We start from the raw sequence: 12,123 nt of genomic DNA on the forward strand, positions 1-12,123 counted from the left end.
CCCCTCACTTGAAATTCGTCAGATAAATAATCGTCCCCACAAGAACGGCCGGTACAACGTAAACGCCCCAGATCAGTTTTCGTCGCACCGATCCGTCATATTCTTTCAATCCGGCCTCGACAAAGTCGTGCCTGTCGCCGGGCCGCCCGGTATCCTGCCACTCGCGCCCCAGCTTAGCGCGCCGCATCCGCCGCGACCATAGCGACAGCGCGATATAAATTACCGTCAGGATCGCGCCGCCAATGGCAATAAGTTGAAGCAGGGCCAGCACCTTGTCTCCGCCGTTTGTTCGCTTTTGTCATGTTACTGCGAATTGGCGGGACATGGAAACGTCAAGTGCCGGCGGGCGAACGGAAAAAGGGCGGCCAAATGCAGGCCGCCCTCCTCATAGTCAACCAAATGCGGCCTTAGCCGACGACGTTGAAATCCGGGCCGTAGGGATAGCCGGTGATGTCCTCGTTGCCGTCCTCGGTGATGATCAGAACGTCATGCTCGCGGTAGCCGCCGGCGCCGGGCTGATCGTCGGCGATGGTCAGCATCGGCTCCATCGAGATGACCATGCCGGGCTCCAGCACTGTGTCGATATCCTCGCGCAGCTCCAGACCCGCCTCGCGGCCATAGTAGTGCGACAGGATACCGAAGCTGTGGCCATAGCCGAAGGTGCGGTATTGCAGCATCTGGCGCTCTTCGAGGAAGTCGTTGATCTTGTGCGTGACTTCGGCACAGGAAACGCCGGGCTTGAGCAGGCTCATGCCGTATTCATGCGCGGCAATGTTCGTCTCCCAGACCTTCAGCGACGCATCATCGACCTCGCCGACGAACATCGTCCGCTCCAGCGCGACATAGTAGCTGGAGATCATCGGGAAGGTGTTCAGCGACAGGATATCGCCATGCTCCAGCTTGCGCGCGGTGACGGGGTTATGCGCGCCGTCGGTGTTGATGCCCGACTGGAACCAGACCCACGTGTCGCGATATTCCGCATCGGGGAATTCCTTGGCGATCTCCAGCTCCATCGCGTCGCGGCCTGCGATGGCCACGTCAATTTCGCGCGTGCCGACCTTGATCGCGTCCTTGATGGCGTAGCCGCCCACGTCTGCCACCTTGCAGCAGCGGCGGATCAGATCCAGCTCGGCCTGGCTTTTGTGCATCCGCTGCACCATGGTGGTGGGCGCGATATCGACCGATTTGGACGGCTTGAGGAAACTGTCCATCTTGGATTTTTGCAGCAGCGTCAGGTGGTCGGCCTCGTAGCCCACAACCTTGCCTTCGCCGCAAACGGACAGGATCGCGCGCCAATAATTGTCGCGCTGCCAGTCGGTATAGGTGATGTTGTCACCATGGCTGCGGCGCCACGGCTGGCCCGCGTCGATGCCGGCGGAAATGGTCACGTCCTGATCGGCGGTGACAACCAGACCGTAGGGGCGGCCAAAGGCGCAATAGAGGAAACCGGAATAATAGGCGATATTGTGCATCGAGGTGAACACGGCCACGTCGACACCCAGATCGGACATGCGCGCGCGCAATTTCTTCAGGCGTTCGTCATACTCGGCGCCGTCAAATTGAAGCGGTGCTTTTTCGCCGTTATGGAAGCGATACATTTCTGGACGTTCAGTCATTTCGACCCTCCTAGAATAAGAAAGGTCCCGGCGTTCAGGACTGTTGGACTATGTGGCCTGACCCGAATCGGGTGAGCGGCGCCACCGCTCCGACCTGAGACTGTTGTTGCCGATTGCAAGGATTCTGGCAAGATATTTTCACGCACGCAGAAAGGCCCGACAATGACAAACGCCCGCACAGGCCCGCTGAACCTGATCACCGATGTGCCGGGGCTGCGCGTTGGAAACGCCAGCGATGCAACCCTGAAATCGGGCGTGACCGTGCTGACGGCGGGCGCGCCGTTTACCGCAGGCGTGCATGTCATGGGCGGCGCGCCCGGCACGCGCGAGACGGATCTGCTGGCCCCCGACCGCACCGTGCAACAGGTGGATGCGCTGGTGCTGTCGGGCGGATCGGCCTTCGGGCTGGATGCCGCATCGGGGGTGGCGGACGCGCTGCGTGCGGCGGGGCGCGGCTATGCTGTGGGGGACGTGCGCGTGCCGATCGTGCCCGCCGCGATCCTGTTCGATCTGCTGAACGGCGGGGACAAGGCGTGGGACCGGAACCCCTACCGCGATCTGGGCGCGGCGGCACTGGCCGGCGCCGGGCCGCAGTTTGATCTGGGCAGCACAGGCGCGGGAACCGGTGCGCTGACGGCGACGCTGAAAGGGGGGCTTGGCTCTGCCTCCGTCCGGTTACCGGGGGGCTATACCGTGGGCGCGCTGGTCGCGGTCAATGCGCTGGGGTCGGCCACGGTGGCAGGGGGCCCGCATTTCTGGGCCGCCCCGTTCGAGATGGGCCGCGAATTCGGCGGCCTTGGTCCCGCGCAAACCTTTGGCGAGGTGCATTTGCCACCAACCAAAATGGGCGACGGCGGCAATACCACCATCGCCATTGTCGCCACCGATGCCGCGCTGACACAGGCGCAATGCACCCGCATGGCAACGGCGGCGCATGATGGCATGGCGCGCGCCCTCTTGCCATCGCACACGCCGATGGACGGCGATCTGGTCTTTGCCGCCAGCACCGCCGCGCGTGCCATGGCGCGTCCCGAGCGGGACATGCTGCTGCTGGGCCATGCGGCTGCGAATTGCCTGACACGGGCCATTGCGCGGGCGGTCTATCTGGCCCGCCCCGTCCCCGGCGATGTCACGCCCTGCTGGATCCAGCGGTTCGGCACGTAGCCGCCCCTTGCGCCTGTGGCCTCAAATCCCGATAAAGCGCCGGTTCCAGTCCCAAAAGAAAGGCAAACCGCCTTGCCCCATTTCAAGACAAGCGGCCCCTTCCGCGCACTCGCCCTTATCATCGCCCTGCTCATCGCCGCCATGCCCGTCACGGCGCAGCAGGCCGATACGCCAGATACCGCGCCGGAAACCGGCCCGCTGGTCATCGCGACCAAATCGGCGCCGCCCTTTGCCTTTATCGGGGCGAACGACGCGTGGACGGGCATTGCCATCGACGCGGTCACCGCCATCGCCGCCGATCTGGGCCGCACGGTGGAATGGCGCGAGGATACGCTCCAAGGGATGCTGGACGCAGTGGAGACCGGCGAAGTTGACGCCGCTGCCGCCGCCATCACCATCACTCCGGCGCGCGAGGCGAGGCTGGACTTCACCTTTCCCTATTACACCACCGGCCTTGGCATCGCCGTCGATCCCGAGGCCGGGACCGACTGGTTTCAGGTGGTGCGCAACCTCTTCACCTGGCAGTTCGCTGTCGTCATCGCCACGCTGTCAGGTGTTCTGCTGGTCGCCGGCGCCGCCGTCTGGGCGTTCGAGCGGGGCCATAACGACCAGTTCCCCAAAGACCCGGCACGCGGGCTGGGCGATGGTTTCTGGTGGGCCGCAGTGACCATGACCACCGTCGGCTATGGCGACAAGGCCCCCGAAACGCTGGGCGGGCGTATTGTCGGACTGATCTGGATGCTGACAGCGATGCTGATCGTGGCCAGCTTTACCGCCGCCATTGCCGCATCGCTGACCGTCGGCAGCCTTGGCACGGCGGTTCAAAGCGTGACGGACCTGAAAAATTACCGCGTCGGCGTGGTGCGCGGCACCACCGGCGCCGATGAAATGGCCGCACGCGGTATTCGTATCGCGCATTTCGATCGGCTATCCGACGGGCTGGATGCCCTGCTGGACGGCAAGCTGGGCGCGTTCGTCTACGATAAACCGCTGCTGCAATATGTGGCCCTTCAACAGTATGAGGGGGCGGTGATGATCCTTGAGGACGCCATAGGCCGACAGGATTACGGCATTGCCCTGCCCACCGAATCCCCGCTGCGCGAGCCGATGAACCGCGCGCTGCTGACCTATCTGCGCAGTGACGACTGGACGCGCGTACAGTCCCGCTATCTGGGCAATAACTGACCGGCGCGCTGCGGCATATCTGGACAAAAGCAGCACAAACTGCTTTTGCTCGGCGCAAAATCAACCCGAAAGGATGCATGACATGAGCACGACAGATCTGAAATCCCTGCTCAAGGATCCCGGCCTGCTGGCGGACAAATCCTATGTGAACGGCGAATGGGTCAGCGGCGACGCAACCTTTGACGTGACAAACCCCGCGCGCGGCGATGTCATCGCGCAGGTTGCCGACCTCAGCCGCGATCAGGTGGCAGATGCCATCGCCGCCGCCGAGAAGGCGCAAAAAGAATGGGCCAAATGGACCGGCAAGGAGCGCGCGAATGTGATGCGCAAATGGTTCGACCTGATGATGGAGCATCAGGACGATCTGGGCATCATCCTGACCGCCGAACAGGGCAAACCACTGGCCGAGGCCAAGGGCGAGGTCGCCTACGGCGCCTCCTTCATCGAGTTTTTCGCCGAAGAGGCCAAGCGCGTCTACGGCGAGACGATCCCCGGCCACCAGCGCGACAAGCGCATCACGGTCATCAAGCAGCCCATCGGCGTTGCCGCCTCGATCACGCCGTGGAACTTCCCCAACGCGATGATCACCCGCAAGGCCGCGCCCGCACTGGCCGCCGGCTGCGCCTTTGTCGGCCGCCCGGCCAAGGAAACCCCGCTCAGCGCCACCGCCATGGGCGTGCTGGCCGAACGTGCGGGCATCCCGGCGGGCGTGTTCAACATCGTCACCTCGTCGCGGTCCTCCGACATCGGCAAGGAATTCTGCGAAAACCCCGCCGTCCGCAAGCTGACCTTCACCGGCTCGACCGAGGTGGGCCGCATCCTGTTGAAGCAGGCCGCCGATCAGGTGATGAAATGCTCGATGGAGCTGGGCGGCAACGCGCCTTTCATCGTCTTCGACGACGCCGATCTGGATGCCGCCGTCGAGGGCGCCATCATGTGCAAGTTCCGCAACAACGGCCAGACTTGCGTTTGCGCCAACCGCATCTACGTGCAGGCCGGCGTCTACGATGCCTTCGCCGAAAAGCTGAAGGCAGCGACCGAAAAGCTGAAGATGGGCGATGGTCTGGAAGAGGGCGTCACCCTCGGTCCGCTCATCAACGCCGACGCGATCACCAAGGTGCAGGAACACGTTGCCGACGCCAAATCCAAGGGCGGCACCGTCATTCTGGGCGGCGGCGAGCCGGCCCAGCGCGAGGGGCATTTCCTGCCGCCAACCATCATTACCGGCGCCACCCAGGACATGCAGTTCGCCACGGACGAGACATTCGGCCCGCTCGCGCCGCTGTTCAAGTTCGACACCGTCGATGACGTGATCGCCATGGCAAACGACACGATCTTTGGCCTTGCCAGCTATTTCTACGCCAAGGATCTGAGCCGCGTCTACAAGGTGGCCGAGGCGCTGGAATATGGCATCGTCGGCGTCAACACCGGCATCATTTCCACCGAGGTCGCCCCGTTCGGCGGCGTCAAGCAGTCCGGCCTTGGCCGCGAGGGCAGCCATCACGGCATCGAAGATTATCTGGAAATGAAATACATCTGCATGTCGGTCTGAGAAAATTCGCAGAATTTTCTGACCTGATTTTCTTCGCGAAGAAAATCAAACGCCCCGCCGGTCATCCGGCGGGGCGTCTTTGTCCTAGTTCACTGATTTGGCGTCCAAGCCGTTCGCGTCACCGGCGCCGCGCGCCTCGATCGCGATGCGGCGCGGCTTCAGCGCCTCGGGCACTTCGCGCACCAGATCGATGTGCAGCATGCCGTCGGCATGGCTTGCGCCGGTCACGCGCACATGATCCGCCAGCTGGAAGCGCCGCTCGAACGCGCGGGTAGCAATGCCGCGGTGCAGATACGTCCGCTCTGCCCCGTCATCGGCCTTCTGGGCCGACACGATCAGCGCACCATCGCGCAGCTCGACCGACAGGTCATCTTCGGCAAATCCGGCCACGGCAATGGAAATACGCCAGCCGTCATCGGCGATCTTTTCAATATTATAGGGTGGGTAGGTCGGCTGCGTGACATCACTGGTCAGAACGCGGTCCATCATGTCCGCAATCTGGTCAAAGCCGACAGTGGCCCGGTACAGCGGGGCCAGATCAAAGTTTCGCATGGGTCATCCTCCATTGAGCGATAACGATAGGTAATGCCTTCCCTCATGGGACAGGCGGGGGGTTGCACGGACCCTTGCGGCGTCCGGCTCTGCTAATTTGGGTAGGTGTTCGGGTGGTTTCAAGACCCGCCAGACCGCTCAGGGTTTTTCAAATTTCGCACCGCCCGCATTGTGGCCCTGCCCCACCTGCATCCTTCGCGGCGCCGCCGGCGCGATGCGGGGCGCGGCCCGCAGCGCCCGCTTCAGATCGTTCACAATCTCCGGCAGTTGCATCCCGTATGCGGCATCGCCGCCGCCCGAGGAAATCAGCGACACGATGCGCGCATTCCCGCCCGCCGAGCGAACGAAAACCGGCGCCCCGGAGGAGCCGAAAGTCACGTCGCAGTCAAATTTCATCACGCCCTGCCCCGCGCCGGTCACCGCGCAATCGCGCTGCCATGACAGCGCCGCATCGCGGCCGCGCCCATAGGACAGAACGCTGACCCGCAGGCCCGCCTGCCCCTCACCGGCCAGCATATACGGGCTGGCAACGGCCGCCGGGATAGGCTGGGACAATTTCAGCAAGGCAGCATCGTGGCGCACCATATCGCCGGTCAGATCGCGGCCCGGCACATAGCCCGGATGCGCCGCCACCTGCGCGATCCCGCTTTGCGAAATGAACGCGCCGTCGCGCAGCCCGGCGCGAAATGTCATCGCCTGCACGGATATCGCAGCACCGTCGCCATCATAAACGCAATGTGCCGCCGTCAGCACCAGATCGGGCGCAATCAACGCGCCGGTACAATACCCGTCCAGTCCCAGATCAAGCCGGCCCACCGCCTCCCAGCCGAACAGATCGTCCCGGTCCGTCAGCCGGATCAGCCCGCCCGCCGCCAAGGGCGCCCCCACCACCGCGCAGATCAGCGCGGCCATAAGGGAGGCGGCACGCGCCCTCACGGCCTTGCGAATTTGGCGCCGGTCTGGCGTGGCACCCCTACGGCCGTCATCTGTGTGCCGGTTCCCGCGCGCAGCCCGCCGCCCGATGCAAGTGCCGCGCGCAACACCTCAAGCGGCACTTCCAGCTGGGTGCCCAGCGACACCTTCTGCCCGTCCACCTCTGCCATGGCAGACACCACCGACACCACGCGCGGCGTGCCGCCGTCAAAGGTGAATATGGGCGAGCCGGAACTGCCGTAATCCACGTCACATGACATCACCAGCACGCCTGCCTGATTGGCGATCACATCGCAAACCTCTTGCAAGGATGGCGCATCGGAGCGGCCCTTGGCATAGCTGACGATGCCGACGCGGTTCCCCGTGCGGGGCCGTTTATCCGTGCCAAATGGCACAACGCGGGCATTGCGAATGGGGTGGCGCAGCTCCAGCAATGCGACATCGTTGCGCACACGCTCGGCCGCGACATCACCGCCGGGGGCGTAGGACGGATGCACCACCGCCCGCCGCACCCACCGATAGGCCGAGGCGCGGCCATTGCGCCATCCCGCCAGAAATTCGATCTTTTCATCATTCAGTCGCGCGCCTGTCGCCTTGTCAAACAGGCAATGCGCCGCTGTCAGCACCAGATCCGGCGCGATCAGCGCCCCGGTGCAAAATCCGCTGCCGGCCAGATCCAGCCGGCCCACCGCCTCCCAGCCGCGCCCGTCATCGCCGGTATCAAGCCGCCTCAGCCCGGTCTCCTGCGAATATGCGGCCGTTCCCGTCAGAGCCAGTATCAGGGCCATAGTCAGATGGCGCAGCATGAATGTCTCCGATGTTCAGAAATCTGCTTGCGCCCGATCTACGCGCGCTTTGAGGCAAAATTTAGGCGTTCCGCACGGCAGCCACGCGCCCGGCCAATGCGGCCGGCACCGGCCCGCCCGTGGCCCAGTCCAGCAGCTCGGCGGTATGCACGACCGGCACATCCGTGCCGCTGCCGATCTGCATCATGCAGCCAATGTTACCTGCCGCGATGACATCGGGCGCGCGCGCCTCCAGCGTTTGCACTTTGCGCTCTTTCAACTGGCGCGAAATGACCGGCTGCATCAGGTTATATGTCCCGGCAGAGCCGCAGCACAGATGGCTGTCGGCAGGCTCCACCACGTCGAATCCGGCGCGGCGCAGCAAATCCTTTGGCGCGGTCTTGATCTGCTGGCCATGTTGCAGCGAACAGGCGGCGTGATAGGCAACGCGCAGCCCTTTCGGCGGGCCCGCAGGCAAGTCCAGTTCGGCCAGCAATTCGGTGATATCCATCGTGCGTGCCGAAACCCGCTCGGCATCCACGGCCAGCGCATCATCCCGAAAGATATGGCCGTAATCCTTCACGGTGGTGCCACAGCCCGAGGTGTTGATGACAATCGCATCCAGCCCGCCTTCGTTCATCTCGGCGCTCCAGGCCCGGATGTTGGTGGCCGCCGCCGCGTGGCTCTCGCCAGTCTTGCCCATATGATGCACCAATGCGCCGCAACATCCGGCGCCCTTGGCCACCACCACCTCGCAGCCCAGCCGGGTCAGCAGGCGAATGGTGGCATCGTTGATATCGGTGTTCAGCGCTTTCTGCGCGCAGCCCGTCATCAGCGCCACCCGCCTGCGCCGCGGCCCGGCGGGGGGAAAGCTTTGCGGGTCGTCATTGCGGCTGACCGGGGGGATCTGCTTTGGTGCCATCTCCAGCATGGCGCGCAGCCGCGCATCGGGCATCAGCCGCGCAAACGGGCGCGCCGCCTTGGCGCCCAGCAGCGCCAGACGGAACCGCATCGGATAGGGCAGGATGCGCGCCAGAACCCAGCGCAGCGCCCGGTCGCTCAAGGGCCGCTTGTACCGCTCTTCGATATAGGCGCGGGCGTGGTCGACCAGATGCATGTAATGCACGCCCGAGGGGCAGGTGGTCATGCAGGCAAGGCACGACAGGCAGCGGTCGATATGCAGAACGGTCTTGGCGTCCGGCACGCGCTCATTTTCCAGCATGTCCTTGATCAGATAAATCCGGCCCCTTGGGCTGTCCAGCTCATCGCCAAGGATCTGATAGGTCGGGCAGGTCGCTGTGCAGAACCCGCAATGCACACAGGCGCGCAGAATCTCGTTCGAGCGGGCAATGTCGGGATCGGCCAGTTGCTCGGGCGTGAAATGGGTCTGCATCAGATCACCCCGCCCGCGGGCGCCATCAGCCCCGCATTGAAAACCCCGCGCGGATCGAACCGCGCGCGCAGCCCCGCCTCGATCGCCGCAAGCGGCGCAGCAGACTGGGGGAAAACCCCCAGCCGCGCCTTCACATCCGGCGCCGCCCGTATCAGCGTTGCATGGCCGTCAAACGCGCCCAGCGCCGCGCGGACATCCGTGCCCGGCGCCGCGCGCAGCCAGATCAGCCCGCCGCCCCAATCAAACACCGCGTCACTGCCCGGCACCCGCGCCGCCAGCCCCGGCGCATCGGACGGACGGCACGACACGCGCCAGATATCGCCGGCCCCCGCCAGCGCGGACACGTCGCGCACATCGCGCCAGATATCTGCCGCCTCGGGCACCACCTGCCAGTCGCCGAACTCGGCCAGCGCGGCACACAGCCGCTCCGCCCGGTAGCGGACCGAGGCCGCGAACCCTTCCAACCGGATCAGCGTGCGCGCCTGCCCTGCGGCCACATGCGCCGCACCCGACACCTCATAGGGCGATCCCAGCGCGCGCGACAGCGCCTGAACAGCGCGCACCGGCTCAAGCCCGTCCAGCACCAGCGTCACGGATGCGCGCGCAACCGGCAGCACCTTCAGCGACACTTCGGTCAAAACGCCCAGCGTGCCGTGACTGCCGGCCAGAAGCCGCGCCAGATCATAGCCGGTGACGTTCTTCATCACGCGCCCGCCATTCTTCAACACGCGCCCCGCGCCGTCGACAAAGCGCACGCCCAGCAGAAAATCACGGCACGCCCCGACAGATATCCGGCGCGGCCCCGATACATTCGCCGCCACCATCCCGCCCATCGTCGGCGTGCCTTGCGTGCCCAATATCACGCGATGATCCATCGGCTCGAACGGCAGCGCCTGCCCCTCGCCCGCCAGCAGCGCCTCGACCTCGGCCAGCGGCGTACCGGCCTGCACCACCAGCGTCAGCGCCCCCGGCTCGTACAGCGTCACGCCGCTCAGCCCGGCGGTCGACAGCACCTCGCCCTGCGCCACGCCAAAACTGCGCGTGCCGCCGCCGACGATGCGCAGCGGCCCGGTCGCCCCGATCACCATCTGCGCAAGCTCCTGTTCTGTGTCCGGACGCATCACTTTCTTCTTGCCTTAAATATCCAAAAAACACGCGCCACAAACGCCGGCCCCGGCCCTCATTGCGCAGCCATCCGCCGCACGGCACTTGCCGCCAGCGGAAACACCTTTGCCGGGTTCAGCAGCCAGCCGGGATCGAAAACGTCCTTGACGGCCATCTGCATGTCCAGATCCTCGGGCGCGAACTGGTAATCCATCAAATCACGCTTCTCGATGCCGACCCCATGCTCGCCCGTCAGGCATCCGCCAACCTCGACGCACAGCTTCAGAATCTCGGCGCCCAAGGCCTCGCATTTCTCCTGCTGGCCGGGTGTGTTGGCGTCATAGATGATCAGCGGATGCATGTTGCCATCCCCGGCATGAAACACATTGCCCACTTTCAGCCCGAATTGCACCGACAATTCGCCGATGCGGCGCAGGACGAACGGCAGCTGGCTGACCGGGATCGTCCCGTCCAGACACATGTAATCGCCCATCTGCCCCATCGCCCCGAACGCCGATTTGCGCCCCAGCCAGATCCGCGCAGACTCCTCTGCCGATGCGCTTTCGCGCAGCTCGACAGGATCGTGGCGGCGCGCGATCTCCAGAATGATCGCAAGCTGTTCATCAATCTCCGCCGGGCTGCCCTCGACCTCGACAATCAGCAGTGCCTCGCAATCGGGGTATCCGGCATGGGCGAATGCCTCGGTCGCCTCGATGCAGGGGCGGTCCATGAACTCGATGGCGACGGGCAGAACGCCCGCCTTGATGATGTCGGACACGCAGGCGCCCGCCACTTCGGAGCTGTCATAGCCGATCAGCACCGGGCGCGCGCCCTCGGGCTTGGGCAGGATGCGCAATGTCGCCTCGGTCACCACGCCCAGCTGCCCCTCGCTGCCGCAGATCAGCGCCAGCAGGTCCAGACCGCCGGCGTCCAGATAGGCGCCGCCGATCTCATGCACGGTGCCATCCATCGTCACCATGGTCACGCCCAACAGGTTGTTGGTGGTCACGCCGTATTTCAGGCAATGCGCCCCGCCCGAATTCATCGCGATATTGCCCGCAATGGCGCAGGCCAGCTGGCTGCTGGGGTCGGGTGCGTAGAAAAACCCGTCCGCCTCGACCGCGCCGGTCACGCTCAGGTTCGTGCGGCCCGATCCGACGCGGATGGTGCGGTTGGGCAGGTCCGTCTCAAGCACCGCGTTCAGCCGCGCGACCCCCAGCACGACACTGTCCGCAGTGGGCAGGGATCCCCCGGCCAGGGATGTGCCGGCCCCGCGCGGCACAACAGGCACGCGCATGTCATGGCACAGGCGCAGCACCGTCGCCACCTCGGCAGTCGTGCGCGGCAGTGCAACAGCCAGCGGCGCGCAGCGATAGGCGCTGAGCGCGTCGCATTCATATGCACGCGTTTCCGCCACGTCTGAAATGACGGTTCCGGGCGGCAAGGCGGCGGTCAGGCGCGCCACGATATCAGACTTGCGCGCCAGCGTACCGGCATCGGGCAACGGCATTTCCATCGGCCATCCTCCTACCGCGCAACGGTAGCCAAACCGCCCGCCCTGCACAAGCGGCGCGCATTCCGGCAGCTACCGCGCTCTTTGGTGCGGACCGGCAAACACAACACCTTGCAGGCAGCCCCATGGTGATATGCGACGATGCATCGATCACGCAGCTTCCGGACACAAAAGCGCGCGCTGCCAGTTTGAACCTTGTTTCACCGGACTATTTACCCGATAGTAACTAATTGTTAGCAATTCCCGAAAATGCGCAAAGCATGGGATTCTGGTCAAGATTGCTGACAGGGGGAGCAGTAAAAAATCTTTGAGGGCCGCATTCAGCG

The 12,123-nt window shown here is 64.7% G+C and carries 11 protein-coding genes; 3 read left to right on the top strand and 8 right to left on the bottom strand.

Annotated features, from left to right (window positions below):
• Positions 1–4: 4 nt before the first annotated feature.
• A complete protein-coding gene (locus tag DQ230_RS09570; protein WP_113912371.1) occupies positions 5–271 on the bottom strand; it encodes a hypothetical protein in 267 nt (88 codons plus the stop codon).
• A gap of 136 nt (positions 272–407) precedes the next feature.
• Positions 408–1,616, bottom strand: a complete 1,209-nt coding sequence (locus DQ230_RS09575) for an aminopeptidase P family protein (protein WP_113912372.1) — start codon at positions 1,614–1,616, stop codon at positions 408–410.
• 162 nt (positions 1,617–1,778) lie between these two features.
• Between DQ230_RS09575 and DQ230_RS09580 the strand changes: the two genes are divergently transcribed.
• From DQ230_RS09580 to DQ230_RS09590, 3 genes are all read left to right on the top strand, one after another.
• Entirely contained in the window at positions 1,779–2,780 is a 1,002-nt protein-coding gene (locus tag DQ230_RS09580) for a P1 family peptidase (protein ID WP_113912373.1), read from the top strand.
• Positions 2,781–2,852: 72 nt separating this feature from the next.
• The gene (locus DQ230_RS09585; RefSeq protein WP_113912374.1) at positions 2,853–3,965 is read left to right on the top strand and encodes a transporter substrate-binding domain-containing protein; all 1,113 of its coding nucleotides are present in this window, start codon (positions 2,853–2,855) and stop codon (positions 3,963–3,965) included.
• A gap of 82 nt (positions 3,966–4,047) precedes the next feature.
• On the top strand, positions 4,048–5,517 hold the full coding sequence (locus tag DQ230_RS09590) for an NAD-dependent succinate-semialdehyde dehydrogenase (protein ID WP_113912375.1): 1,470 nt from the start codon (positions 4,048–4,050) through the stop codon (positions 5,515–5,517).
• Positions 5,518–5,601: 84 nt separating this feature from the next.
• Here DQ230_RS09590 and DQ230_RS09595 read toward each other — a convergent pair whose 3' ends face one another.
• The 6 genes from DQ230_RS09595 to DQ230_RS09620 all read right to left on the bottom strand — a co-directional run bounded on the left by DQ230_RS09595 (position 5,602) and on the right by DQ230_RS09620 (position 11,800).
• Complete coding sequence (locus tag DQ230_RS09595; protein ID WP_113912376.1) at positions 5,602–6,069, bottom strand: Hsp20 family protein; 468 nt, start codon at positions 6,067–6,069, stop codon at positions 5,602–5,604.
• Between the two features lie 138 nt (positions 6,070–6,207).
• Complete coding sequence (locus DQ230_RS09600) at positions 6,208–7,005, bottom strand: trypsin-like serine peptidase (protein ID WP_238987482.1); 798 nt, start codon at positions 7,003–7,005, stop codon at positions 6,208–6,210.
• Positions 7,002–7,808 carry a trypsin-like serine peptidase gene (locus DQ230_RS09605; RefSeq protein ID WP_113912378.1) on the bottom strand — a complete coding sequence of 269 codons (807 nt, stop codon included), beginning with the start codon at positions 7,806–7,808 and terminating at the stop codon, positions 7,002–7,004. The genes DQ230_RS09600 and DQ230_RS09605 overlap by 4 nt, the downstream gene beginning before the upstream one ends.
• A gap of 61 nt (positions 7,809–7,869) precedes the next feature.
• Positions 7,870–9,180: a glycolate oxidase subunit GlcF gene (gene glcF / locus DQ230_RS09610; protein ID WP_113912379.1), complete on the bottom strand. Its 1,311-nt coding sequence runs from the start codon at positions 9,178–9,180 to the stop codon at positions 7,870–7,872.
• Positions 9,180–10,301: an FAD-binding protein gene (locus DQ230_RS09615; protein WP_113912380.1), complete on the bottom strand. Its 1,122-nt coding sequence runs from the start codon at positions 10,299–10,301 to the stop codon at positions 9,180–9,182. The genes glcF and DQ230_RS09615 overlap by 1 nt, the downstream gene beginning before the upstream one ends.
• A 59-nt stretch (positions 10,302–10,360) precedes the next feature.
• Positions 10,361–11,800 (bottom strand): FAD-linked oxidase C-terminal domain-containing protein, encoded by a 1,440-nt coding sequence (locus DQ230_RS09620; RefSeq protein WP_113912381.1) that lies wholly within the window; start codon positions 11,798–11,800, stop codon positions 10,361–10,363.
• Positions 11,801–12,123 lie beyond the last annotated feature (323 nt).

It is taken from the genome of Roseovarius dicentrarchi, from assembly GCF_003316635.1.
Lineage (GTDB): Bacteria > Pseudomonadota > Alphaproteobacteria > Rhodobacterales > Rhodobacteraceae > Roseovarius > Roseovarius dicentrarchi.